This window comes from Asanoa hainanensis (assembly GCF_900188485.1).
In the GTDB taxonomy this organism is placed as follows: Bacteria; Actinomycetota; Actinomycetes; order Mycobacteriales; family Micromonosporaceae; genus Asanoa; species Asanoa hainanensis.
Genome location: NZ_FZPH01000002.1, coordinates 254,698 through 277,665 on the forward strand (window position 1 = coordinate 254,698; position 22,968 = coordinate 277,665).

25 protein-coding genes and 1 tRNA gene are annotated in these 22,968 nt (G+C 72.2%); 9 read left to right on the forward strand and 17 right to left on the reverse strand.

The window, feature by feature from the left end:
* Positions 1–62 precede the first annotated feature (62 nt).
* Genes CHC05_RS05050 through CHC05_RS05065 form a run of 4 tightly spaced genes read left to right on the forward strand, consistent with a single transcriptional unit; the run spans position 63 to position 2,608 of the window.
* On the forward strand, positions 63–662 hold the full coding sequence (locus tag CHC05_RS05050; protein ID WP_425426712.1) for an FtsB family cell division protein: 600 nt from the start codon (positions 63–65) through the stop codon (positions 660–662).
* Positions 659–1,177, forward strand: a complete 519-nt coding sequence (locus CHC05_RS05055) for a DUF501 domain-containing protein (protein ID WP_089245182.1) — start codon at positions 659–661, stop codon at positions 1,175–1,177. The genes CHC05_RS05050 and CHC05_RS05055 overlap by 4 nt, the downstream gene beginning before the upstream one ends.
* The gene (locus CHC05_RS05060; RefSeq protein ID WP_089245184.1) at positions 1,177–1,680 is read left to right on the forward strand and encodes an amino-acid N-acetyltransferase; all 504 of its coding nucleotides are present in this window, start codon (positions 1,177–1,179) and stop codon (positions 1,678–1,680) included. Before CHC05_RS05055 ends, CHC05_RS05060 begins: the two co-directional genes overlap by 1 nt.
* Before the next feature lie 10 nt (positions 1,681–1,690).
* Positions 1,691–2,608: a Ppx/GppA phosphatase family protein gene (locus tag CHC05_RS05065; RefSeq protein WP_179266053.1), complete on the forward strand. Its 918-nt coding sequence runs from the start codon at positions 1,691–1,693 to the stop codon at positions 2,606–2,608.
* A 38-nt stretch (positions 2,609–2,646) separates the two neighbouring features.
* Here the strand turns inward: CHC05_RS05065 and CHC05_RS05070 are convergent, their stop codons facing one another.
* From CHC05_RS05070 to CHC05_RS05115, 10 genes are all read right to left on the reverse strand, one after another.
* Entirely contained in the window at positions 2,647–4,098 is a 1,452-nt protein-coding gene (locus CHC05_RS05070) for an NAD(P)/FAD-dependent oxidoreductase (protein ID WP_342745610.1), read from the reverse strand.
* Positions 4,099–4,665 (reverse strand): hypothetical protein, encoded by a 567-nt coding sequence (locus tag CHC05_RS05075; protein WP_089245190.1) that lies wholly within the window; start codon positions 4,663–4,665, stop codon positions 4,099–4,101.
* Positions 4,662–6,017, reverse strand: coding sequence for a DUF58 domain-containing protein (locus CHC05_RS05080; protein WP_089245192.1), 1,356 nt, complete (start codon positions 6,015–6,017; stop codon positions 4,662–4,664). The genes CHC05_RS05075 and CHC05_RS05080 overlap by 4 nt, the downstream gene beginning before the upstream one ends.
* Entirely contained in the window at positions 6,014–7,066 is a 1,053-nt protein-coding gene (locus tag CHC05_RS05085) for an AAA family ATPase (protein WP_245870666.1), read from the reverse strand. The genes CHC05_RS05080 and CHC05_RS05085 overlap by 4 nt, the downstream gene beginning before the upstream one ends.
* Positions 7,063–7,692: a hypothetical protein gene (locus CHC05_RS05090; protein ID WP_089245194.1), complete on the reverse strand. Its 630-nt coding sequence runs from the start codon at positions 7,690–7,692 to the stop codon at positions 7,063–7,065. The genes CHC05_RS05085 and CHC05_RS05090 overlap by 4 nt, the downstream gene beginning before the upstream one ends.
* The gene (locus CHC05_RS05095; RefSeq protein WP_089245196.1) at positions 7,689–8,396 is read right to left on the reverse strand and encodes a DUF4129 domain-containing protein; all 708 of its coding nucleotides are present in this window, start codon (positions 8,394–8,396) and stop codon (positions 7,689–7,691) included. The genes CHC05_RS05090 and CHC05_RS05095 overlap by 4 nt, the downstream gene beginning before the upstream one ends.
* A 2-nt stretch (positions 8,397–8,398) precedes the next feature.
* Positions 8,399–9,142 carry a uracil-DNA glycosylase gene (locus CHC05_RS05100; protein WP_089245198.1) on the reverse strand — a complete coding sequence of 248 codons (744 nt, stop codon included), beginning with the start codon at positions 9,140–9,142 and terminating at the stop codon, positions 8,399–8,401.
* Between the two features lie 9 nt (positions 9,143–9,151).
* Complete coding sequence (locus CHC05_RS05105; protein ID WP_089245200.1) at positions 9,152–9,844, reverse strand: dienelactone hydrolase family protein; 693 nt, start codon at positions 9,842–9,844, stop codon at positions 9,152–9,154.
* Positions 9,845–10,022: 178 nt separating this feature from the next.
* A complete protein-coding gene (locus tag CHC05_RS05110; protein ID WP_089245202.1) occupies positions 10,023–11,003 on the reverse strand; it encodes a DUF1700 domain-containing protein in 981 nt (326 codons plus the stop codon).
* A 70-nt stretch (positions 11,004–11,073) separates the two neighbouring features.
* A complete protein-coding gene (locus tag CHC05_RS05115; RefSeq protein ID WP_089245204.1) occupies positions 11,074–11,406 on the reverse strand; it encodes a PadR family transcriptional regulator in 333 nt (110 codons plus the stop codon).
* Positions 11,407–11,511: 105 nt separating this feature from the next.
* Here CHC05_RS05115 and CHC05_RS05120 point away from each other — a divergent pair, with 105 nt between their 5' ends.
* On the forward strand, positions 11,512–12,345 hold the full coding sequence (locus tag CHC05_RS05120; protein WP_089245206.1) for an alpha/beta fold hydrolase: 834 nt from the start codon (positions 11,512–11,514) through the stop codon (positions 12,343–12,345).
* On the opposite strand, the gene CHC05_RS05125 is transcribed toward CHC05_RS05120, so the two are convergent.
* The 3 genes from CHC05_RS05125 to CHC05_RS05135 form a co-directional block, all read right to left on the reverse strand.
* Complete coding sequence (locus tag CHC05_RS05125; protein ID WP_179266054.1) at positions 12,342–12,662, reverse strand: hypothetical protein; 321 nt, start codon at positions 12,660–12,662, stop codon at positions 12,342–12,344. The two genes, CHC05_RS05120 and CHC05_RS05125, sit on opposite strands and share 4 nt — an antisense overlap.
* A gap of 9 nt (positions 12,663–12,671) precedes the next feature.
* Positions 12,672–13,433, reverse strand: a complete 762-nt coding sequence (locus CHC05_RS05130; RefSeq protein WP_089245208.1) for a Bax inhibitor-1/YccA family protein — start codon at positions 13,431–13,433, stop codon at positions 12,672–12,674.
* 87 nt (positions 13,434–13,520) lie between these two features.
* The gene (locus tag CHC05_RS05135; RefSeq protein ID WP_089245210.1) at positions 13,521–14,321 is read right to left on the reverse strand and encodes a Bax inhibitor-1/YccA family protein; all 801 of its coding nucleotides are present in this window, start codon (positions 14,319–14,321) and stop codon (positions 13,521–13,523) included.
* Positions 14,322–14,420: 99 nt separating this feature from the next.
* Here CHC05_RS05135 and CHC05_RS05140 point away from each other — a divergent pair, with 99 nt between their 5' ends.
* Together CHC05_RS05140 and CHC05_RS05145 are read left to right on the forward strand one after the other, a co-directional pair.
* Complete coding sequence (locus tag CHC05_RS05140) at positions 14,421–15,353, forward strand: RNA polymerase sigma factor (protein WP_089245212.1); 933 nt, start codon at positions 14,421–14,423, stop codon at positions 15,351–15,353.
* Between the two features lie 103 nt (positions 15,354–15,456).
* A complete protein-coding gene (locus tag CHC05_RS05145; RefSeq protein WP_089245214.1) occupies positions 15,457–16,224 on the forward strand; it encodes a GNAT family N-acetyltransferase in 768 nt (255 codons plus the stop codon).
* Positions 16,225–16,233: 9 nt separating this feature from the next.
* Here the strand turns inward: CHC05_RS05145 and CHC05_RS05150 are convergent.
* Positions 16,234–16,314 (reverse strand) — tRNA-Leu (locus CHC05_RS05150).
* A gap of 101 nt (positions 16,315–16,415) precedes the next feature.
* Here CHC05_RS05150 and CHC05_RS05155 point away from each other — a divergent pair.
* Entirely contained in the window at positions 16,416–18,257 is a 1,842-nt protein-coding gene (locus CHC05_RS05155; RefSeq protein WP_089245216.1) for a hypothetical protein, read from the forward strand.
* Positions 18,242–19,141, forward strand: coding sequence for an ABC transporter substrate-binding protein (locus CHC05_RS05160; protein WP_089245218.1), 900 nt, complete (start codon positions 18,242–18,244; stop codon positions 19,139–19,141). Before CHC05_RS05155 ends, CHC05_RS05160 begins: the two co-directional genes overlap by 16 nt.
* A gap of 504 nt (positions 19,142–19,645) precedes the next feature.
* Here the strand turns inward: CHC05_RS05160 and CHC05_RS05165 are convergent.
* The 3 genes from CHC05_RS05165 to CHC05_RS05175 form a co-directional block, all read right to left on the reverse strand.
* On the reverse strand, positions 19,646–20,908 hold the full coding sequence (locus CHC05_RS05165) for an acetyl-CoA C-acetyltransferase (protein WP_089245220.1): 1,263 nt from the start codon (positions 20,906–20,908) through the stop codon (positions 19,646–19,648).
* A gap of 61 nt (positions 20,909–20,969) precedes the next feature.
* Complete coding sequence (locus CHC05_RS05170) at positions 20,970–21,764, reverse strand: SGNH/GDSL hydrolase family protein (protein WP_089245222.1); 795 nt, start codon at positions 21,762–21,764, stop codon at positions 20,970–20,972.
* Positions 21,761–22,864, reverse strand: coding sequence for an SGNH/GDSL hydrolase family protein (locus tag CHC05_RS05175; protein WP_089245224.1), 1,104 nt, complete (start codon positions 22,862–22,864; stop codon positions 21,761–21,763). Before CHC05_RS05175 ends, CHC05_RS05170 begins: the two co-directional genes overlap by 4 nt.
* Positions 22,865–22,968 lie beyond the last annotated feature (104 nt).

Consider the following 22,968-nt stretch of genomic DNA (forward strand, 5'->3'; position numbering starts at 1 on the left):
GCGGAGGCCCCGGCACGCCGGGACCTCGGGGGAGGGGGTGTCGGGAAGTGACGCAGCGCCGCATGCCCAGCGGGCAGGGACCCTCCCGTCGCCCGACCGGCGCCGGCCGCGGTTCCGCCACCGGGCGGGCCAGCACCGCCCGGTCCAGCCGGGAAACCGTCGTGGCCGCGCGCTCGGCCGGCACACCGCGGTCGCCCAACCGTCCCGCCGCCGCCCGCCGGGGCGCACCGGGCGCCGCCGCCGGCACTGCCCGCCGCACCGCGGCACCGCAGCCGCGCCGGCTCACCGGCCGGGCCACCGTGTTGGTGGCGGTGTTGATCGCGCTGGCCCTCGCGTACACGTATCCGATCCGGGTCTATCTCAACCAGCAGTCCGACATCGCGGAGATGGAGTCGGCGCAGGCCGCCCAACGCGAGACCATCAAGCGGCTGCAGGACGAGGCCGCGCTCTGGAAAGACCCGAACTACATCAAGACCCAGGCGAGGAGCCGGTTCTTCATGGTCCTCCCCGGCGAAGAGCTGCTGATCCTGCTCTCCGACCCGGACGGCGCCGCACGCGACGCGGGCCTGCCGCCGCCGGGAGCGACGCCGCCCGAGCCCGATCCCTGGTACGGGACGCTGTGGTCCAGCGTCGAAGCAGCGAACGCGGAGAGTGCAGGATGATCCCCCCGCCACCGGTGCGCGAAGAGGCCACCGAACGCGACCGCGCCGCCGTCGCCGCCCAGCTCGGCCGGCCGCCGCGGGCGATCCGCGCGGTCGCGCACCGCTGCCCGTGCAGCCTGCCCACTGTCGTCGAGACGACGCCGCGCCTCGCCGACGGCACGCCCTTCCCGACGCTCTTCTACCTGACCTGTCCGCGCCTGACGGCCGCGTGCAGCCGGCTGGAGTCGGCGGGGCTGATGAAGGAGATGGCCGCCCGGCTCCGGGAGGACCCGGAGCTGGCCGCCCGCTACCGGGCCGCGCACGAGGACTATCTGGCGCGGCGGGAGGCCGTCGCGCACGTCGAGGAGATCGACGGGATCTCGGCCGGCGGCATGCCCGGTCGGGTCAAGTGCCTGCACGTGCTCGTCGGGCACGCCCTCGCCGTCGGCCCGGGCGTCAACCCGTTCGGCGACGAGGCGCTCGAGCAGATCGGCCCCTGGTGGGAGGGCGGCCCCTGCGTCGAGGTGGCCGACTGATGGCCGACGTCGTCATCCGGCGGGCGCGCACCAGCGACGTGCGGGCGATCCGCGGGCTGATCGACGCGTTCAGCCCCAACGGCCGGCTGCTCAGCAAGGCGACGGTGACGCTCTACGAGGACGTGCTGGAGTTCTGGGTCGCGGTCGACGGCGAGATCGTCGTCGGCTGCGGGGCGCTGCACGTGATGTGGGAAGACCTGGCCGAGATCCGCACGGTCGCGGTCGACCAGGCCCACCAGGGCCGCAAGATCGGCTACGAGCTGGTGACCGCGCTGATCGCGGCGGCGCGCGACGTCGGCGTCCGGCGCGTGTTCGTGCTCACGTTCGAGACCGACTTCTTCGGCCGGTTCGGGTTCCGGGAGATCGACGGGGCACCGGTGCCGCAGGCCGTGTACGAGCAGCTCCTGCGCTCGTACGACGAAGGTGTCGCGGAGTTCCTGGACCTCGAACGCGTCAAACCCAACACCCTGGGCAACACCCGGATGCTGTTGCACCTCTCGTAGTGTCGACCTTGTGACCCGGGTAGCTGCCATCGACTGTGGAACCAACTCCATCCGCCTGCTCGTCGCGGACGTCGGCCCCGACGGGTCCCTGATCGACGTGACCCGCCGGATGGAGATCGTCCGGCTCGGCCAGGGCGTCGACCAGACCGGCCGGCTGGCCCCGGAGGCGATCGAGCGGACCCGGGTGGCCCTGGCGGACTACACGGCGCAGATCCGGGCCCTCGGCGCCTCCCGGGTGCGGATGTGCGCGACCTCGGCGTCCCGCGACGCGGCCAATGCCACCGACTTCACCGACATGGTGCTGACCACCCTGGGCGTGGCGCCCGAGGTGGTCACCGGGGACGCGGAGGCGCACCTGTCGTACACCGGCGCCGTGCGCGGCCTGGTCGCCCCGGCGCCGTTCCTGATCGTCGACATCGGGGGTGGCTCCACGGAGTTCGTCACCGGCTCGTCGGCCGCCGGCCCGGACGCGGCGATCTCGGTCGACATCGGCTGTGTCCGGATGACCGAGCGGCACCTACACAGCACCCCACCGACGGCGGCCGAAGTGGCCGCGGCGGAGGCCGACATCGCGGAGGCCGTCGACCGCGCGCTGGCGGCCGTGCCGGGTCGGGAGGCGGCGACGCTGGTCGGGGTGGCCGGTTCGGTCACCACGGTGGTCGGCATCGCGCTGGACCTGCCGGGCTACGACCCGGGCCGGATCCACCACGCCCGCATCTCGTACGACGACGTGGCCAAGGTGACCGCGGACCTGCTGTCGAAGACCCCGGCGGAACGCCTGGAGAACCCGATCATGCACCCGGGCCGGGCGGACGTGATCGGCGCGGGCGCCCTGGTCCTGCGGATCATCATGGAGCGCGCCGGCATGTCGTCGGTGGTCGCCTCGGAACACGACATCCTCGACGGCATCGCGTACAGCCTGGTGTAGCAAAAGGGGCGCCCCCCTCGCGGAGGACGCCCCTTTCGCTATCTGCGGCCGGCTATCGCCGGTTCCCGTTCGGCCGGCGGCGCCGGGATGTGCGGCGTCACGTCGGTGAACTCTTCCTTCGGGTCGTGCAGCTGACCCAGCGAGGTCGTCTCGCGGCGCAGGAACAGCGCCAGCGTCCAGTCGATCAGGACCCGCACCTTGCGGTTCGTCGACGGGATCCGGCTCAGGTGGTACGCCCGGTGCATCAGCCAGGCGATGATGCCGGTGAGCTTGATGCCGTAGACCTGGGCCACGCCCTTGTGCAGGCCGAGACTGGCGACGCTGCCGGCGTGCTTGTGCTTGTATTCCTTCGGCTTGCGGCCCCGGATCACCGAGCGGATGTTGTCGGCGAGCTGCTTCGCCTGGCGCACGGCGTGCTGCGCGCTCGGGGAGCAGAACGCTCCGGGCGGGCCGGTGAGGTCGGGCACCGCGGCGCAGTCGCCGGCGGTCCAGGCGCCCTCGACGACCTCGTCGCCGTCGACGATCTGGAGGCTGGCGTTGGCCGTGAGCCGGCCGCGCTGGTCCTTCGGCAGGTCGACGAAGTCCAGCATCGGCGACGGCTTGACGCCCGCCGTCCAGACGATCGTGTCGGCCGGCATGCTGTCGCCGTCGGAGAGCTTGACGATGCCGTCGACGCACGACTCCAGGCGGGTGCCGAGGCGGATGTCGAGCTTGCGCTTGAGGAGCACCTGCACCGTGTACGCGCCCATGTCGCGGTCGACCTCGGGCAGCACCCTGTTGGTCGCCTCGACGAGCACCCAGTGCATGTCGTCGACGGACAGCTCAGGGTAGTAGCGCTTGACCGCGTCGTGGGCCATGTCCTCCATCTCGGCCACGGCCTCGATGCCGGCGTAGCCGCCGCCGACGAAGACGAAGGTCAGCGCCCGCTCGCGTACCGCCGGGTCGGTGGTCGCGGCCGCCACGTCGAGCTGGTCGAGCACGTGGTTGCGCAAGTAGATGGCCTCACCGATGGTCTTGAACCCGATGCCGTGCTCGCGCAGGCCGGGAATCGGCAGGGTACGGGAGACGGAGCCCGGCGCCACGATGATGTGGTCGTACTCGATCTCGCGCGGCGGGCCGATGATCGGCTGCACCGTGGCGACCTTGCGGTCGTGGGAGACGTCGGTGACGGTCCCGGCGACGATGTGACAGTTGCGCAACTCCCGCCGCAGCGGCACGACGGCGTGCCGAGGGGAGATGTTGCCCGCGGATGCCTCCGGCAGGAAGGGCTGGTACGTCATGTGCGGGTTGGGATCGACAACGGTCACCTCGGCCTCGCGGGCCCGCAGCTTCTTCGACATGCGAAGGGCTGCGTAAAGCCCGACGTGCCCGGCACCGACCACGAGAATCCGTTGAGGTCTCACGCCATCAACGATCCCCTTAACGGCCCCGGATCGTCGCGTCAGAAGGCCCGTTTGTGATGGAGGACAAGCCTGTGAGCTGCATGACATTCATGCTCGGCGTTTGACCAGCCAGCCCAGGAGTGCGGCGATCGTGACGGCGACCACCAGACCGCCCAGGGCGGCCAGGGTCAGCGACGTGTCGCCGCCGATGCCGGCGATCGAGACCAGGAGGACGCCGCAGACCGCCGCGGCCAGCACCACGGCTGCCGCTCGGGCCACCCAGCGGGCCAGCACCTCGGTCGCCACCAGGGCGTCGCTGGGCAGCACCGCGGCCAGCGCGGCCAGGGTGTGCGCCAGGTAGAGCGAGGTCGACAGGCCCAGGAGCCGCCAGAGCTGGATGCCCTCGACCGCCTCGGCCGTCACGATCACCCAACCGACCACGATCGCCACGATGAGCAGCGTGGTGGTCGCTCCGCGCGGGGCGAGCGCCGGCAGCGCGGCCACCACGACCAGGGCGGCGACGGTGCGCCCGAAGAACAGCGCGGGAGGGAAGGCGAAGGCCATCGCGGCCAGGAACGCGGCGAACAGGCCGACCCGGATCAGCAGCGGGACCATCGTGGCGCGGGTGATCGTGGTCTGGAGCCGGCGGAACTTCTGCATCAGCGCGCCGATCATCGACCCACCGCCTTCGGTGCCGAGGCCAGCCGGGCGACGTCACGCAGCACCATGTCGAGGCTGCCGGCGCCGGCCCAGGCGACCACGGGCACGCCGTGCTCGCGGAGCTGGTCGATCATGTTGTCCCGTTCGAGCCGCCAGACCCGGTGGGCGATCTCCGTCCACGGCCCGCGGGCGGGCGGAGCGGCCTGCTCGGGCAGCGTGTCCACCGCGACCACGTAACGGCCGGAGCGGGCCAGCCGGGCCAGCATCTCCGCCGACCGGTTGTCGATCAGCGGGGTGAGCACCACGACCAGGGCGTTGTGCGACAGCACCTGCGAGCCGAAGACCGTGTCGTACGGCTGGAACTCGGCCGGATAGACCTTCACGTCCAGCAGCCACTCCAGCACCGTGAGGTACTGCCGGCGGCCGGTGGCCGGGCGCAGCCGGCGCGCGACCGGGCCGTACTCCAGCAGCGAGACCCGGTCGCCGCGGTGCAGGTAGTGCTCCGCGATGGCCGCCGCCGAGCGGACCGTCATGTCGATCACCGAGGCGGTGCCCTTCGCCCCGCCGGAGCGGCCGGCCTCGTTGAGCACGTCGAGCAGCAGCACGACCTCGGCGTCGCGGTCGGACAGGGTCGCGGCGACGTGCAGGCGCTCGGTGCGCAGGGACACCCGCCAGTCGACCCGGCGGAGCCGGTCACCCGGCCCGAAGATCCGTACGCCGGCGAGCTCGCCGCCCTCGCCCGGCCGCCGGGATCGGTGGCCACCGACCAGGCCGGCGGCGCGGGGCATCGCCTCGTCCGCGTCGAACGGCTCCGTCGACGGGTAGACCCGCACGTTGCGGGCGCCGCTGACCACCGGTCGGCCGGCGATCAGGCCGTCGCAGGCGGTGATCCGGGCGGACGCCGGGCCGAGCGGGTGCCGGCCCCAGCGCAGCGCCTCGCCGTCGAGCTCGATCTCCTTGGCCCCGCCGCGGGCGACCGTGACGACGTGGGGCCGGTCGGCCTTCTCGACCGCGAGCCAGGGCGACACGAGGGTACGCACGACGACCAGGTCGTAGCCCACGGTGTCGCGGTTGACCACCTGGACGCCGGCGGTCAGCCGCGCGCCCTCGACGTGGTGGTTGTCGTCGGTGCCCAGCCGGATCTTGGGCATCGCACCAGGGCGGCGGCGCAGCGCGAAGGCGGTGCCGATCGCGAACGGAGCCGCCAGCACCACGAGGTCGACCCGGCCGAGCAGCACGCCGGCGATCAGCAGCAGGCCGGTGAGCAGCACCGCCCGCCCGAGCGCGCGGGTCGGCACCCACTGCGGCTCGGCCTGCTCGTCCTCGACCGGCGCCGCAGCCTCCGGTCTTGTCTCGAGGAGAGTCATTGCCCGTGGCGGGACGGCGTCGGCACTTCGGCGAGGCGGACCCCGGGGTTGGTGTCGGTCATCGCGTTGTAGCTGGGCAGCGCGCCGCTGGCCGGGGCCGGCGTCTGGTCGAGCACCTCGGCGACGACGAACGACGGGTCGACCCGGCGCAGCCACATCTCGGGCCGCAGCGTGATCCGGTGGGCCAGCGCGGGCGCCGCCACCTCCTTGACGTCCTCCGGCACCACGTAGTCGCGGCCGGCGAGCACCGCCTTGGCCCGGGCCAGCAGCAGCAGCGCCAGCGAGCCACGCGGGGAGGCACCGACCAGCACCGACGGGTGCTCGCGGGTCGCCGCGGTCAGGTTGACGATGTAGCGGCCGATCGAGTCCTCGACGGCGACGTCCTCGATGGCGGCCTGCATGCCGCGCAACGTGCCGGCGTCGACGACGGGCTGGAGCTCGGCCTCCTCCTGGCGGCGCGACATCCGGCGCTGGAGGACCTCCCACTCCTCGTCGCGGTTCGGGTAGCCGAACGAGACCCGCAGCAGGAACCGGTCGAGCTGGGCCTCGGGCAGCGGGTAGGTGCCCTCGTACTCGATCGGGTTGGCGGTCGCGAGCACGTGGAACGGCGGGTCGAGCCGATAGGTGACGCCTTCGACCGAGACCTGCTTCTCCTGCATGGCCTCCAGCAGTGCCGACTGGGTCTTCGGCGGCGTCCGGTTGATCTCGTCGGCGAGCAGCAGGTTGGTGAACACCGGGCCGGCCCGGAAGCTGAAGTCGGCGCGCCGCTGGTCGTAGAGGAACGAGCCCGTCACGTCGGCCGGCAGCAGGTCGGGGGTGAACTGGAGCCGGCGGAAGTCGAGCCCGAGCGCCTGCGCGAACGACCTGGCGGTCAGCGTCTTGCCCAGGCCGGGGAGGTCTTCGAGCAGCACGTGGCCACCGGCGAGGATGCCGGCCAGCACGAGCTCCAGCGCGTCACGCTTGCCGACCACCACGCTGCCGACCGAGTCGAGCACCGCCCGCGCCATCCGGCCGACTTCGTAGACGGGCACCGGGACCAGGTCTTTCATAACCTCTCCAATGACTGGACGTACGCCGTCGCGTCGCGCGGCGCCAGGTTGCGGGTGGGCGGTGTGGCGAGATAGGTCCACAGCGGTTCGCCGAGCAACGCCCGCGCCCGCTCCGGGTCGCCGGCGCGGGTCAGGCCGTGCCGCTGGCGCAGCCGCTCGTCGACGATCTCGGCGAGCGTGCGCTGCACGGCGCGGGCGGATCCGGCGTCGCCGCCGGCCCGCTGCAGCAGGCGCTCCCAGCGGCCGACGACCGTGCGGAGCGCGTCGCGGTCGGTGAAGTTGTACGAGCCGTCCTCGGTCGCCGCCGTCGACCGGCGGCGTTGGCGGGTCATCTGGGACGGTACGAGCGCGCTGGTCACCCGGCGCAGCACGACCAGCGCGACGATGACACCGACGAGGGCCACGATCGGCACCGTGTAGCCGGCCACCCGCAGCCCGAAGATCGCGACCGCGGCGAGCGCGGCACCGGCGAACGTCGCCTTGATCCACCAGCGCAGTCCGGTGCCGGAGCGGCCTCCCCGGCGGGCGGGCTCGTCGTCCTCCTCGAACGTGAAGAGGTCGTCGATCAGCGTCTCGTCCTCGACCCGCTCATCGAGGTCGTCGTCGTAGTCCGCGGAGGTGGTCATGCCGCTATCCCCGCGGTGAGCTCGGTGCGGATGCGCTGCAGGGCCGTGCGGGCCTGGGTGCGCATGCGGTCGTCGACCGTGTGGGTCGCGTAACGGGCCTCGCGGTAGACGTTGGCCAGCGCGGCCAGCACGTCGGCGCTGATCTGGTGCGCGTGCAACAGCCGGGCGACCAGGTCGGTGGGGCTGTCGCCGACCTGCTTGGGCGTGCCCGCGGCGGCGGCGGCCTGCTCCAGCCGCAGCCAGCAGGCGATCACCGCCCGGCGCGGGTCACCGTCGGTGTCGGACAGATCCGTCAGGCCGGCCTCGACGGCCGCGACCACCTGCGCGGCATCGGGCGCCGGCGCGGCCGGGTCGGCGTACTTGACGGGACGTTTGCGCAGCCGGCGCAGGCCGTCGCGGACGAGGATCCAGATCACCAGCACGACCACCACGAGCACGACGGCGGCACAGAGTACGCCGGCGGCGGGCGCGAGCCAGCCGGGCAGCTCGCGGGGCTCGGCCGCGGCGACCTCTTCCTCGGGCGGGAACGACGGCTGGACCGGTTGGCTGAAGTCTTCCTGCCCGCCCTGCGCCTGCTCGGCGGCCGGCTTGGCCTCGACCTGGCCGATCTGCAGCGACGAGTGGCCGGCGGCCAGCGCGGCGAGGCCGAGCAGGCCGACCACCAGCGCGAGCGGCCACCAGCGGCGCAGGGATGCGAGATCCATGCTTATGCCCCCCTGGCCAACTCCTTGGCCCGAGCGAAGATGTCGTCGAGCATCGCGGGCGTCAGCCGGCCGGTGAAGGTGTTCTGCTGGCTGACGTGATAACACCCGAGCAGGTGAGGATATCCACCGTCCGGGCTCGTCCAGTGTGCCCCATGACCGAACGCCGGGCGCGGACTGGGCGGCGCGCCGCCGTACACCCTGCTCATCGCCGGCCACCACGCCGCCCAGGCGAACGCACCCAGCGCGACCACGACGCGCACAGTCGGTTTTATCAGCTCGAGCTCGCGCCAGAGCCAGGGCGCGCAGGTGTCGCGCTCGACCGGCGTCGGCTTGTTGTCCGGCGGGGCGCACCGCACCGAGGCGAAGATCCGTAGGTCGTGCAGCGCGAGCCCGTCGTCGGCGGAGACGCTGGTCGGCTGGTTGGCCAGGCCCGCCCTGTGCAGCGCGGCGAACAGCACGTCACCGGAGCGGTCGCCCGTGAAGATCCGGCCGGTGCGGTTGCCGCCGTGTGCGGCGGGCGCCAGACCGAGGATCGCGATCCGCGCGTCGGGGACGCCGAAACCGGGCACCGGCCGTCCCCAGTAGACCTGGTCGCGGAACGCCGCCCGGCGGGTCGCGGCCACCTCTTCCCGCCACGCGACCAGGCGTGGGCAGGCGAAGCAGTCGACCACGCCGGCGTCCAACGCGACCAGGTCGGCCGAGCCGGCCGCGCGCGCGGCGACCTCGGCGGGGGAGTGCACCACCACCGCTTGTTCTTACACCACGGTGGGCGCCAGTCTCCGCACGGTCTCGATGGTGCGGGCCCAGGCCGTCACCGCGTCGACCCGGTCGTAGCTCTCCGGGCGGTCGTCGTTGAAGAACCCGTGCCGGCTGCCCGGGTAGTCGTAGAGCTTCACCGTGCCGCCGCCAGCGGTGATGGCGTCGGCTGTCGACGTGACCGCGGCCGAGGTGCCGTCTTCCTCGCTGCAGTGGATGACCGCGTGCTTGCCGGCGTAGCCGGACCACTCGGGCGCGACCCACTCCCAGGGCAGCGACGGGTAGAAGCCGACGCCCGCCGTCACCCGTTCGGACAGGGTCGGTGCCCAGAGGGCGAGGCTGCCGCCGGTGCTGAAGCCGACCGCGCCGATGTCGCCGCTGACCTCGGGCCGGGCGGCGAGGAACTCGGCCGCGCCGGTCAGGTCGTGGGCGACCCGGTCGCGCGACAGGCCCGTGGCCAGTTGGCGTGCGGTCTCCCGGTCGGTCGTCGACCGGCCCTGGTAGAGGTCGGGCGCGAGGGCGACGAAGCCGGCCTCGGCGAAGCGGTCGGCGATCGCGGTGATGTGCGGGGTGAGCCCCCACCACTCGTGCAACACGATCACGCCGGGCGCGCCGTCGGTGGCACCGGCCGGCACGGCTAGGTAGCCGTCGGTGGTGCCCTCGAGGCTCGGGTAACTGACCTTCGTACCCATGGGCCGTCCTCCTGTCGGGTCAGACATCGTCGGCTGCCGTAAATGCGGTCCGCGGGTAGCGGTTCCAAAACTTTGCCATGCCGTACGGGCGAACGAAAGACGACGGCGACGTGGCATACACCTCGCTTTTCGCGCTCGGTGCACGCCGCGTCGCCCTCGATGCGGATCGATATGATGTTCAGTTGGTCGGCGTCGGGGTGGGCACCTCAGTCGGCGTAGCGGTCGGGGCCGGCGTGGCGCTCGGGCCCGCTGCCGGCGGCCCCTCCGTCGGCTCCGCTTGTGGTTCGGAGACCTGACCGGCCCGCGGCGCCACGACGTAGGGCCGCTGGTTCGGGCAGTACGGGTACATCGGAGCGCCGGCCTGAGCCTGGTAGAACGCCTCCTGGCACCGGTACGGGTCGCCGAGCTGGATCGGGTTGCCGCCCTGGTCGTACAGCGTCACGTTGGTGAGCGGGTTTCCGTTCTCGTCGTAGACGTAGACATCCTGGACGTAGTCGTAAGGGTTGCCCGACACGCTCTGGGGCGTGTCCCACCCACCCCCGTAGCGGTCGGCCTTGTCGAACACGACCAGGCCGAAGAGCACGAGGAACACGCCACCGATGGCGAGGCCGGTGCGGGGCGTGGACGACAGCGTGGGCTCGCGCCGGCCGAGCCAGATGGAGGCCACCAGGCAGACCGCGAGCAGGAGCGCGGCCGCCAGCGTGCTGCCACCGAGCCGGGGCAGCAGCCCGGCCTCGTTGCCGTTCGACGTCAGCCAGGTGATCGCCATTGCCACCAGGTAGCCGCGCAGCACCCACCAGCCCGGTCTCAGCATGCGCAGGAACTCGCTGGCCTTCCCGTAGCCGAGCAGCGGACCGGTCTTGCGGTCGGCGACGCCGACCACCCCGCGCGCCCGGCGCACCACGGCGGAGATCCGGTCGTCGAGGCCCCGAGCTGCTGGCGTGGCCGCGACGCCGAGACCGGCGGCGGTCCGAAGCTCGGCCGCGTACGCCTCGGGCGGCCCGAGCCGTTCGACCAGCGTCGCGTCCCCCTCGGCCGCGACCTCCGCGAAGTGCTCCGGCAGGTCTTCCAGCAGCTCGTCGCGGACCGCCGGGTCGAGGTCGCTCAACGCGCGCCGGACCGCTTCGAGATATGCGTCCTGCTCCGTAACGGCATTCATGCCGCCACCTCCCTTCGGTCGGTGGAGCATGACTGCGGACAGCTGAGTTGACTGCGCTCGCTGCGCTCGCTCATGCCGCCACCCCCCGTTCGTCGAGCAGGCCGTCCATCGTGGCGGCGAACGTGCGCCAGGTCTTGCCGGCGCGGTTGAACTGGTCGCGGCCGGCGGCGTTGAGGCCGTAGTACTTGCGGTGCGGCCCTTCCTCGCTCGGCACGACGTAGGTGGTCAGGAGCCCGGCCTGGAAGAGCCGGCGCAAGGTGCCATAGACGGAGGCGTCGCCGACCTCGTCGAGCCCGGCCGTCCGGAGGCGGCGCAGGATGTCGTAGCCGTAACCGTCCTCGTCCTTGAGCACGGCCAGCACAGCGAGGTCGAGCACCCCTTTGAGTAGCTGGGTGGTGTCCACGGTGGAGAAGCTACTTCGCATTGCGAGGTAGTGTCAAGAACGCAGTAGCCCCAATGGGTTAAAGCCACATTTCTGGGTAAGCGCGGCGAAAGGAGGCGATGTTTCATGGCGAAGACCCAGCAGCTCAAGCCGCAGTTCCGCCGCATCGACGGGCTCGCCGTCCGGTACGCCGAGAGTGCGCCGCGCAACGCCGACGCCCTGCTACTCAGTCCCTGGCCGGAGAGCGTCTACGCGTTCGACCAGATGTGGTCGCAGCTCGCCGAGGACACCCACCTGGTCGCGATCGACCTGCCCGGGTTCGGCCGGTCCCAACGCCGCGACGAGATGATGTCACCGCACGCGATGGGCGACTTCGTGGTGCGCGTCGCCGACGAGTTCGAGCTCGAGCAGCCACACATGGTCGGCCCCGACGTCGGCACCGGCACCGCGCTGTTCGCGGCGGCCAACCACCCGGGCCGATTGCGCAGCCTGGTCGTGGGCAGCGGGGCCAGCAGCGTGCCGATCACCCTGGAAGGGCCGCTGCGGGACTGGGTGCTGAGCCCGAGCGTCGACGAGTTCCGCGCGGTCGACGGCCGGGTGATCGTCAACGCGGCGCTGGGCACCATCCAGGACTACGACCTGCCGGGCAAGATCAAGGAGGACTACCTCTCGTCGTACGAGGGTGACAGGTTCGTCGAGTCCATGAGCTATGCGCGGGCCTACCCGGAGGACCTGCCGGTGCTGCGGGACAAGCTGGGCACGCTGGACACCCCCGTCGAGATCATCGCGGGCCGGGACGACCGCGCGGTGCCGACGGCGAACGCGCAGTTCCTGCACGACCGGCTGCCGCACAGCAAGCTGGACATCATCGACGCGGCACACTTCGCCTGGGAAGAGGCCCCGACGACGTACGCGGACCTGGTCACCTCGTGGTGGACGGGCGGCTATCGGAAGCCTTAGAGGACCGCTCTCACCGCGGCCACGTCGGTCGCGGCCACGACCAGGATCTCGGGGGCGGGGTCGGCGGCGACGAGGTCGGCGGCCACCACTCGGAGCTGGTCGGGCAGCGAGGCGTCGTTGTCGAGCCGGGGCACCTCCTGGCGGACCCGGCCCTCCACGTCGGCGGCGAGGTCGGCCAGGCGCTGGACCAGGTGGTAGACCGCGTCACCCCGGGTGCCGTCCCCGGTCGCGGCCGGCGCCGCCCAGCGCGGCCCCTGCCAGTGCGAGACCTGCCGGGTCAACAGGTCGACGATCCGCCCAAGGTCCTGATCCGTCACGGCACTAAGTTAGCGCCGGATGTAGCTCAGCAGGCGGAGGATCTGCCAGTAGAGGTAGATCAGGCCGACCAGCATGCCGAACGCGCAGTACCAGGCGTAGCGGCGCGGGAGGCCGTAGCGGACGCCCTGTTCGACGGCGTTGAAGTCGAGGATGAAGGTGAGCGCGCCGACGCCGATGCAGACGACCGCGAACACGTACGGGACCCAGCCGACCTGGCCTGTCCGGTCGTACACCTCCAGGCCCTGGCGGCCGCTGACCCAGAACACGATCAGGTTGGCGAAGGCGAGCACCACCACGCCGATCAGCGCGCCGATCACGAAGCGGGTGAACCGGGGCGTGGCGCGGATGATCCGGGCCCGGTAGAGCAGGCCCATGCCCAGGAAGACGCCGAGCGTGCCGACCACCGCCTGGATCACGATCCCGGGGTAGAGCTCCTCGAAGCCCCGGCTGGCCACGCCGAGCAGCAGGCCCTGGAGGATCGCGTACACGCTGATGATCGCGGGGTTGGTGATCCGTTTGAAGCTGATCACCAGCACGAGCGCGAGGCTGGCGATCGAGCCGCCGATGATCGCGAAGCGCAGCGCCGGGCCCGTCTCGATGGTGAACCAGGCGACCGCGGCGACGGCCGTGGTCAGCAGGATCAGCGCGACCGTGCGGACGACCACGTCGTCGACGGTCATCGCGCCCGTGGCCGGCGCCCGGCCGAGCACCTGGCGCTCGGTGCGGGCCGTGTCGTCGAGGTGGGTCAGGACCGGGTTCGAACTCTGCATGGCGTACCCCCGGCTTCGACCATAGCCACCCAAATGGGAGCGCCCCCGCGTCTCGCGACGGCGGGGGCGCTCAGGTTGGCAAAAAGGTCAGTCGTCGCCTTGCAGGAAGCTCAGCAGGCGCAGCACCTCGAGGTAGAGCCAGATCAGGCTGACCAGGATGCCGAACGCGGCGACCCACGAGTAGCGCTCGGGCAGGCCCATCCGGACGCCCTCTTCGACCTCGTGGAAGCTGAGCACGAAGCTCAGCGAGGCGATCACGATGCAGACCAGGCTGAAGCCGATGCCCAGCGCGCCGTTGTCGCGCAGGCCGGTGTTGAAGCCGAACAGCGACAGCAGCAGGTTGATCATGATCACCGCGAAGACGCCGGCCAGGGCGGCCAGCATGAACTTCTGGAACCGCGGCGTGGCCCGGATGACCTTGGCCTTGTAGAGCCCGGCCATCACGAAGAAGACGCCGAAGGTGGCGATCACGGCCTGGAGCACGATGCCCCGGTAGCCGGCGATGTTCTCGTAGAACTCGCTGATCAGGCCCACGAACACGCCCTCGACCACGGCGTACGTGACGATCAGTGCCGGGTTGGCCATCCGCATGAACGAGATGACCAGGCCCAGGACCAGACCGACGATCAGGGAGCCGATCAGGGCCGGAAAGACCATCGAGTCAGGGATCGCGTTCCAGGCGACCGTGGCCGAGATGCCCACGAGTGCGAGGAGTGCGACGGTCTTGATGACGACGTCATCGATCGACATCGGTCGTACCGCGGGCGGTGCGGCCGGATAGGCTCCCGCGCCCGCCGGGTACGGCTGGACGTAGCCGGGCTGGCCCGCTGCGCGTTCGCGCTCGGCCGCCTGGCCCAGCCCCGCCAGCACCGGGTTGGACGTCTTCACAGTCACGCCTCCATCAGGGAAGAATTTGGTGCCCAAAGGGTACTGGTAATGCGCGAACAAGTGGAGAATCACGTTCCGGTGACGCGTACCTTGGTGCGAATGCCAGCCACCGACACCGACCTGGTGCTCGCCGCGCAGTCCGGTGACGTCAGCTCACTCGGTTCGTTGCTCACCCGGCACCGAGCCGGCCAGCTCGCCGTCGCCTACGGGATTCTCGGCGCCGGCCCCGACGCCGAGGACGCCGTCCAGGAGGCGGCCCTGGTCGCGCTGCGCCGGATCGGTGACCTGCGCGACCCCTCGGCGGTCGGCCCCTGGCTGCGGATGATCGTCCGCAACGCCTGCAAGATGCGGCTGCGTGGACCGGTCTCCACGGCCCTGGACGAGCGGGTGGCCGCGACCCTGCCGTCGAGCGAGCCCGACCCGGCCGAGCTGCTCGAGCAGCACGCCGCCCGGGACTGGGTGTGGCACGCCCTCGACGGGCTGTCCCCGTCGCTGCGGCTGGTCGTCATGCTGCGGCACTTCACCGGTGTCACGTCGTACCAGGACATCGCCGACGCCTGTGCCGTGCCGGTCGGCACCGTCCGCAGCCGGCTCAGCGAGGCCCGCCGGAAGCTGGCCGAGGCGCTCCTGGCCACCGCCGACGAGGCGCACGACGACGTGACCGCCCGCGCCGCCGCTCGCCGCCGCAGCGCCGAGGAGGCCTTCGTCGCGATGGACCGGGGGCACTTCGCCTCGGTGCTGGCCGAGGACTGGTCCCCGACGGTCGAGTCGTTCTGGCCGCCGGGCATCCAGGCCACCGGCCACGCGTTCCTGCTGCGCGGCATGGACAACGACCTGGCCGACGGCGTCGGGCATAAATTGACCAACGTGGTGGCCAGCCGCGACCTCGACATCTGGGAGTTCGACCTGGTCAGCCCGCCGGAGGACCCGACGCACTGCCCGCCGGGCGCGGTGTGGGTGCAGCACCGCGCGGGCGGCCTGGTGCAGCGGGCCCGGCTGTTCCACCTGCCGCGCCCGACCCGGGTCGCGTGACGACGGACACCCGTGTCGGCGTCGAACTTCCTGGGTGATTGCCGCATCTTGGCGGTGTGAGCACAGAATTTGTCGCCTCGGTCGAGGGGCCGAGGCGGAAGCGATGTTCGCCTACGAGAGCGTGTCCGCGCCGGACGTGCGGGCTCGCCTCGGGCTCGCGGCCGCCCGGATCGGAGGCGGGGTGGTGCTGTCCGCGCGCCACGACCCGACCAACTACTGGAGCAAGGCCCTCGGGTTCGGGTTCACCGAACCCGTGACGAGGGACCTGGTCGACCAGATCGTCGGGTTCTACCGGTCGGAAGGGACGCCGAGCGCGGTCATCCAGATCGCGCCCGCCGTGCTTCCGGCCGACTGGGAGGAGATCCGGACGGCGTACGGGCTGGAGCCGGTGTCGTCCTGGGTGAAGCTCGCGGCGCCCATCGACGCGGTCCGGCCGGCCGGTGGCACGCGGCTGCGGGTCGCTCCCGTCGAGGCCGGGGACTTCGACAAGTGGGCCCTGGTGCTGCTGCGGGGGTTCGGCATGCCGGCCGATGGCCTGGACCAGATGATCTCGGGGGCGGTGCGGAACCCGGCGTTCCGGCCGTACGGCGTCTGGGACGGGCCGGAACTGGTCGGGGTGGGGAACCTCTTCGTGCACGGCTCGGTCGGTGCGCTCAGCGCCGGAACGGTGCTGCCCGACCATCGCAACCAGGGCGCGCAGTCGGCGCTGATCACCGCCCGGGCCGAGGCCGCCCGGGCGGCCGGTTGCCGGTGGTTGGTGGCGGAGACCGGCCAGCCGTCGCCGGGTGAGCGCAACCCGTCGCTGGACAACCTGGTGCGCGCCGGCCTGACGGTGCGGTATCCACGGCAGAACTGGCGGTGGATCGCCTGACCTGTGCCGTGCCCGGAGCGGGACTCGAACCCGCACGCCTTTCGGCAGCCGCTTTTAAGGCAGCCGTGTCTGCCGTTCCACCACCCGGGCAGCGTCACCGTCACGGTAACCGCCTGTCACGGTAACCGGTTGGCCGCGGCTACGGTGGAGGCGGCACCTGCCACGCCACTTCGCATACTAGGGTCTAGCGCGTGACCAGCACTGCCCGCGCGGCGCAGCAGGCCGACCCCGCCGACCCGCCACCGGCGCCGGGGCGATCCGCGCGCTGGTCGGCCGCCCGGCTCCGGCCGCACCTCGCGGACCTGGCCATCTGCCTCGGCTTCCTGTTGCTGGCGGCCTGGATCATGCACGGCCTGTGGCCGTCGCCGACCGGCAAAGTGCTCGGCCTCAACCCCGAGGACCAGACGCTCTACGAGTGGTTCCTGGCGGTCGACTCGCGGGTCCTGCACGGCGACTTCTCGCTGGTCACCGACCGGCTGAACGCGCCCGACGGGGTCAACCTGATGGCCAACACCACGGTCATCGCGCTCGGTGCGCTGTTCTCGCCGGTCACGCTGCTGTTCGGCGCGCCGGTGACGTTCGCGCTGCTGGCCACCCTGACCCTCGGGCTCACCGCGGTCGCGTTCTACCTGCTCTTCCGGCGGGTGCTCGGCGCGCACCGGCTCGCCGCCGGCCTCGGTGGCGGGTTCTGCGGCTTCGCGCCCGGCATGATCTCGCAGAACAACAGCCACCTGCACATGACCGCGCTGTGGCTGGTGCCGGTGCTGGTCTGGGCGGTGGTCAGCATCGTCCGCGCCGCCGACCCGGCGGACCCGACCAACGCCGGCCGCGAAGGCGGGCGCAACTGGCGTCGCATCGTGGTCTTCGGTGTGATCCTCGCGGTCACGGTCACGATCCAGGTGTTCATCGGCGAAGAGGTCCTGTTCCTCACCGCGCTCACCCTCGTGATCATGACGCTGGTCTACGTCGGCGCCCGTCCCGCGTTCAGTCGCCGCGCGCTCCGGGGTGCGGTGGGCGGCGTCGCGGTCGCGGTCGTGCTGTCGGTGGTCGCGCTGGCGTACCCGTTGTGGTTCCAGTTCAAGGGGCCGCAGAGCGTGCCCAACGGCGTGTTCAGCCCGCACTTCTTCTCGGCCGACCTGGCCAGCTTCAAGACGTTCTCGCCGCTGTCGTGGGCCGGGAAAGACGAGAACGCGCGGCTGAGCACCGGCGCGGCCGAATACAACACGTTCTTCGGCTGGCCGCTGATCCTGGTGGCGATCGGCTGCGCGGCCTGGCTGATCCGCCGCCCGCTGGTGCTGGCGTGCACGATCGCCGCGGTCGTGATGGCGGCGCTCTCGCTCGGCCCCGAGGTCGTCGTCAACGCCACCCGCACCGACATCAGCGGCCCGTACCGGCTGCTGCTCGGCCTCCCGATCGTCGACGGCGCCCTGCCGATGCGGTTCGCACTGGCACTGATCCCGCTGATCGCGACGGTGCTCGTGGTCGCCGTCGACACCGCGCTCAAGCTGACCTGGCAGCAGCCGGCCAAGGTCGTCGTGCCGGCACTCGTGGCGCTCGCCCTGCTGCCGGTCTTCCCGCGGCCACTGCCGACCGTCGACCGCGCCCCTGTGCCCGAGTTCATCAGCGGCGGCCACTGGCGCGAGTGCGTCTCACCGGGCGGCGTGATGGTGCCGGTGCCGTTGGCGAACCCCAAGGAGCCCTGGCCGATGCGCTGGGCCGCGGCGGCCGACGCCGGCTTCGCGATCCCCGAGGGCTTCTTCATCGCGCCGTACGGCGCCAACGGCACGGCGTCGATGGGCACGTTCAAGCAGCCCACCTCGCAACTGATCCAGCAGGCCGCCACCGAGGGCGTCGTGCCGGGCATCGGCGACTTCCAGCGGGCCCAGGCCAAGTCCGACTTCGCCTTCTGGAAAGCACAGTGCGTGGTCCTGGCCGACGGCACGGTCAACGAGGCCACGCTGCGCACCACGCTGGAGCAGCTGATCGGCCCGGGCAAGCGCATCGCGGACGTGACGACATGGAAGGTCGGCTGACCACCCTGCGCCTCGTCAGCCTGCTCCCGTCCGCGACGGAGATCGCCTACGCCCTGGGCCTGGGCGACGACCTGGTCGGCGTGACCTTCGAGTGCACGGTCCCACCCGGCTTCACCCCCACGGTCGTGGTCGGCGGCCGAGACACCAAGGACTTGACCCCATCCGAGATCGACGCGTACGTGCGATCGGCGGCAGCAACCGGCACGGACCTCTACACGCTGCACGCCGACGCCCTGGCCGACCTGCGCCCGGACCTGATCCTCACCCAGGACCTGTGCCGAGTCTGCGCCCTGCCCGCCGGCCGAGTCGCTGACGCGCTCGATCACCTGGGTTGCCAGTCGGACGTGCTCACCCTGGACCCCCACACGCTCACCGACGTGCTGGAGTCGATCACCGCGGTCGGCGACCGCGCCTTCGCCGCAGCAGCGGCCGCCACGCTGGTCACCACACTGCGCAGCCGACTGTCGACGGTGGCGGCCGCAGTGGCCGACCGCCCCCGCCCACGGGTAGCTGTGGTCGAGTGGACCGACCCACCCTTTGGCGCCGGCCACTGGATCCCGGACCTGGTCACCGCAGCCGGCGGCACGCCGGTGGTAGCTCACCCAGGCGCCCGCTCAGTGGCGACCAGCTGGGCCGCCTTCCAAGAGGCCTCCCCGGACGTGGTCATCGTGGCCCCCTGCGGCTACGACGTGGTCGGCGCGACAGCCCAGGCCCGCACGGTCCTGCCGCACTTCCCGTCGACCCCGGTCTGGGCCATCGACGCAGACGCCTTGATCGTCCGCCCAGGCCCCCGCCTGGTCGACGGCGTGGAGTCGTTGGCTGCGATCCTGCACCCCGACGCGGTCCCGCCACGCCCACCGGGCCAGATCACCCAGGTCGCCTAGCCACCCAACCCGGCCGCCAGATCCCGGGCGCGGGCAAACCCGCCCCCGCCCCGACGCGATCGGCAAAACACCGCCGCATCCGGCCGTCGGGCGGGCGCCAGCCGTGGGCGTGGGTGCCTCCTGCCCGCCTCCTGATGCGGTTCGCTGTCACCGCCGGGCCGCATCGCCCGGCTCTCGGCGGGGCGCCAGAACCCAGGCGTGGACAACCCTCCGCGCGCGCTTCGGCGCCATCCAGACGCCGGCGGGCCGCATCGCTCGCGCGGGCACCCCCGACCGCCTGCCAGCAGGGTGCTTTCGCCAGGCTTTGCTCTGCACCCATATACGCAACACCCCAATCGGAATGTGCGGATCTGGGTGCAGAGCAAAGCGACCGATGCGAAGCCTCGGTTGTGGACCGCGGACCTGGCAGGGCCGGGCCCCCTAGGGCCCGGCCCGGTCTGAGCGGGAGCAACGGTCGTGCCGCCGACGAACCGTGGCAAATCAGATCTTGATTTTGAAGTTGGGTTAGCTAAGCCTCTCCAGGACCATGGCCATCCCTTGTCCGCCGCCGACGCACATAGTTTCTAGGCCGATGGTTTTGTCGTTCCAGTCGAGGGAGTTGATCAGGGTGCCGGTGATGCGGGCGCCGGTCATGCCGAAGGGGTGGCCTACCGCGATCGCTCCGCCCATCACGTTGAGCTTGTCGATCGGGATGCCCAGGTCCTGGTACGACGGGATGACCTGGGCCGCGAACGCCTCGTTGATCTCGACCAGGTCCACGTCGTCGATGGTCATGCCGGCTCGGCTCAGGGCCTGCAGGGACGCTCCGACCGGGCCCAGGCCCATGATCTCGGGGGACAGGGCCGTGACGCCCGTCGAGACGATGCGGGCCAGCGGGGTGATGCCCAGGTCGCGGGCGCGGGCGGCGCTCATCACGATGACCGCCGCGGCGCCGTCGTTGAGGGGGCAGCAGTTGCCGGCGGTGATGCGGCCGTCGGGGCGGAAGACCGGCTTGAGGCCGGCCACACCCTCCAGCGTCACCCCGGCGCGGGGGCCGTCGTCCTGCGACACCACAGCGCCGCTCGGGGTCGTCACGGGGGTGATCTCGCGGGCCCAGAAGCCGTCGGCGATCGCCTTCTCGGCGAGGTTCTGGCTGCGTACGCCGAACTCGTCCATCTCCTCGCGGCTCACGCCCTTGACCTGGGCGAGGTTCTCAGCGGTCTGGCCCATCGCGAGGTAGACGTCGGGCAGGTCGCCGTCCGTGCGGGGGTCGTGCCAGACCTCGCCGCCACCGGCCGCTCGTGCCTTGGAGCGCACCCTGGCCGGGGCGAACCGCTGGTTCTCCCAGGGGCCGCCGACGAGCTCCTGCGCCTCGGGCGGCAGTGAGTCCGACGAGCCTCGGGCGAACCGCGACACGCACTCGACGCCGGCGGAGATGAAGACGTCGCCCTCGCCCGCGCGGATCGCGTGGAACGCCATCCGGGTGGTCTGGAGCGACGACGAGCAGTAGCGGGTGATCGTGGCACCCGGCAGCCCGTCGAGGTCGAGCAGCGTCGCGACCACGCGGGCCATGTTGAAGCCCTGCTCGCCGCCGGGCAGGCCGCAGCCGAGGTAGAGGTCGTCGATCGTGGTCGGGTCGAGCTCCGGCACCTTGTCGAGCGCGGCCCGCACGATGGTGGCCGTCAGGTCGTCGGCCCGCAGCTCCCGCAGCGATCCCTTGACGGCCCGACCGATGGGTGAGCGGGCGGTGGCGACAATGACGGCGTCGCGGTCCGACTGGATGGCCATGTCACACGTTAACCCGAGGCGCCAGGGCCTGGCGGATGTGATTCCTCTCAATCCGCCGGCGTCAGGGCGCGGCTGACCGACCCAGCCCAGCCAGCGCGGACACGGCCGGGAGCAGGGCGTGCGCCCACACCCGGTAGCCGTCGGCCGACGGGTGGAAGCCGTCGAAGCAGAGCGTGCCGGCGTCGGCCCGGAACACCGCGCCCGTCTCCGCCGCGAGGTCGACCACGGCGCCGCCGGCGGCCCTTACCGCGTGGCCCTGTGCCGCCGCGGTCTGCCGGCCCCACCAGCCCGCGATCTCGCGCAGCGGCTGGTCGATCGCGCGGGCCGCGCCCAGGTCGGGGCACGTGCCGACGACGACCTCGACACCGGCGTCGCGCAGCCGGCGCACCGCGGCGGCCAGGTAGGCGGCGGACTCGCCGGGCCGGCGCAGGGTGGTCGCGTCGTTGGCACCGATCAGGATCACGGCCAGGTCGGGGGGCTCGCCGAGCAGCGCCCGGGCCACCTGGGTGGCGAGGTCGGTCGACCGCGAGCCGGAGACGCCGACGGACGAGAGGTGCACGCGGAGCCCGGCGTCGTCGGCGAGCAGCCGGGCGAGCTGGCCGCCGACCGTGTCGCCGACGTCGTCGACGCCCACACCGAGCGATGTGGAGTCGCCGAGCAGCACCAGCCGCACCTCCGGGGCGCCTTCGCGGCCCACCGCGGTGCGCAGGGCCAGCCCGAGCTGCGGTTGCGCGTAGCGCCGGTTGCGGGCGGTGACGAACTCGCCGGCCAGCAGTGCGGCGCCGGCGAGGCCGCTGGCCAGCAGCGTCATGGCGGCCGTGCGGCCCAACCGGCCGACCAGACCGCGTGACGTCATGCCAACTCCTCCACCGTGGACGGCTCCGCGTCATCGCGGGCCGGCTCCAAGGGTAACGTCGGCGCGGTCCCGCGTAGGTTCCCGAACAGGCGACGGGCACCACCCGGGCCGGGGCCGAACCACGCGGCCGGGCGACGGCGCAGCTGCGCCCAGCGGCCCGCGGGGCCCCGGTCGCGGCCCGCGACCTGCGTGCCGCTGACTTCGGTGCCAGGCTGGCGGGCGGCCTCCTGCGCGGCCTGCGGCAGCGAGCGCACGCCCTCGCCGGCCGTGAGCGCGACCCGCTCCTCGGGCGCGCCGAGCGCGGCCAGCACGCTGGGCAGCATCGCCGCGGCGGCCAGCGCGTAGCCGTCGGCGGACGGGTGGAACCGGTCGAGGCCGAACATCCGTGCCGGCTCGGCCGCGAACCGGGGGCCGAGCAGGTCGCCGAGCGAGACCGTCCAGGCGCCGGCCTCGACGCTGGCCACCGTCTGCGCGGCGGCGAGCTGGCGGCTCCACCGGCCCGCCAGCCAGCGCAGCGGCGGCTGGATCGGCTGGATGGTGCCGAGGTCGGGGCAGGTGCCGACGATCACCCGCGCGCCCACGCTGCGGAACTTGCGGACGGCGTTGACCAGGTGGCGCACCGCGATGTGGGTGCTCGTGCGGTGGGTGACGTCGTTGCCGCCGATGATGATCACGGCGACGTCGGGGTGCGGTGTGCGCTCCAGCGCGGCCTCGACCTGGTGCGGCAGGCCTGCCGACAGCGCGCCGACGACGGCGTGGCGGTGCAGCCGGACCGGCCGCTGGAGCCGGCGGGAGACGCCGGTGGCGAGCAGGGCGCCGGGGGTCTCGCGCGGCTTGTGGACGCCGTAGCCCGCGGCCGACGAGTCGCCGACCACCACCATCTCGATCGGCTCGCCCGGGAACCGGGTGCCGTAGACGCCGTCACCGCGCGGCGGTGGCTCCTGCGCCTGCGGGATGCGCCGGCGGGCCTGCTCGGCCTGCCCGACGATGAGCGCGGCACCCGCCACCGCTCCGAACGCCGTCACTCCCGCACCGACGGCCGTGAATCGCGCGACCGTCCGGGCGGCGGTGCGCCAGGCCGCTGCCTCGGCTGCCCCCATTGGCTGTGCCCCCCATGCTTCGCTTCCGGCTACGAGGCTAACTCCGCGACGCCCAAAAAGGTGCTCCACGCTCCCGGGGGTGTTTCGCGGAACAAACCTCGCGG

What these genes read in the sequence shown, in the direction of transcription:
- CHC05_RS05050 (WP_425426712.1), top strand. Translation starts at nt 63, where the DNA reads ATGCCCAGCGGGCAGGGACCCTCCCGTCGCCCGACCGGCGCCGGCCGC.
- CHC05_RS05055 (WP_089245182.1), top strand. Translation starts at nt 659, where the DNA reads ATGATCCCCCCGCCACCGGTGCGCGAAGAGGCCACCGAACGCGACCGC.
- CHC05_RS05060 (WP_089245184.1), top strand. Translation starts at nt 1,177, where the DNA reads ATGGCCGACGTCGTCATCCGGCGGGCGCGCACCAGCGACGTGCGGGCG.
- CHC05_RS05070 (WP_342745610.1), bottom strand. Translation starts at nt 4,098, where the DNA reads ATGTCATGCAGCTCACAGGCTTGTCCTCCATCACAAACGGGCCTTCTG.
- CHC05_RS05075 (WP_089245190.1), bottom strand. Translation starts at nt 4,665, where the DNA reads ATGATCGGCGCGCTGATGCAGAAGTTCCGCCGGCTCCAGACCACGATC.
- CHC05_RS05080 (WP_089245192.1), bottom strand. Translation starts at nt 6,017, where the DNA reads ATGACTCTCCTCGAGACAAGACCGGAGGCTGCGGCGCCGGTCGAGGAC.
- CHC05_RS05085 (WP_245870666.1), bottom strand. Translation starts at nt 7,066, where the DNA reads ATGAAAGACCTGGTCCCGGTGCCCGTCTACGAAGTCGGCCGGATGGCG.
- CHC05_RS05090 (WP_089245194.1), bottom strand. Translation starts at nt 7,692, where the DNA reads ATGACCACCTCCGCGGACTACGACGACGACCTCGATGAGCGGGTCGAG.
- CHC05_RS05095 (WP_089245196.1), bottom strand. Translation starts at nt 8,396, where the DNA reads ATGGATCTCGCATCCCTGCGCCGCTGGTGGCCGCTCGCGCTGGTGGTC.
- CHC05_RS05105 (WP_089245200.1), bottom strand. Translation starts at nt 9,844, where the DNA reads ATGGGTACGAAGGTCAGTTACCCGAGCCTCGAGGGCACCACCGACGGC.
- CHC05_RS05110 (WP_089245202.1), bottom strand. Translation starts at nt 11,003, where the DNA reads ATGAATGCCGTTACGGAGCAGGACGCATATCTCGAAGCGGTCCGGCGC.
- CHC05_RS05120 (WP_089245206.1), top strand. Translation starts at nt 11,512, where the DNA reads ATGGCGAAGACCCAGCAGCTCAAGCCGCAGTTCCGCCGCATCGACGGG.
- CHC05_RS05130 (WP_089245208.1), bottom strand. Translation starts at nt 13,433, where the DNA reads ATGCAGAGTTCGAACCCGGTCCTGACCCACCTCGACGACACGGCCCGC.
- CHC05_RS05140 (WP_089245212.1), top strand. Translation starts at nt 14,421, where the DNA reads ATGCCAGCCACCGACACCGACCTGGTGCTCGCCGCGCAGTCCGGTGAC.
- CHC05_RS05145 (WP_089245214.1), top strand. Translation starts at nt 15,457, where the DNA reads ATGTTCGCCTACGAGAGCGTGTCCGCGCCGGACGTGCGGGCTCGCCTC.
- CHC05_RS05160 (WP_089245218.1), top strand. Translation starts at nt 18,242, where the DNA reads ATGGAAGGTCGGCTGACCACCCTGCGCCTCGTCAGCCTGCTCCCGTCC.
- CHC05_RS05165 (WP_089245220.1), bottom strand. Translation starts at nt 20,908, where the DNA reads ATGGCCATCCAGTCGGACCGCGACGCCGTCATTGTCGCCACCGCCCGC.
- CHC05_RS05170 (WP_089245222.1), bottom strand. Translation starts at nt 21,764, where the DNA reads ATGACGTCACGCGGTCTGGTCGGCCGGTTGGGCCGCACGGCCGCCATG.
- CHC05_RS05175 (WP_089245224.1), bottom strand. Translation starts at nt 22,864, where the DNA reads ATGGGGGCAGCCGAGGCAGCGGCCTGGCGCACCGCCGCCCGGACGGTC.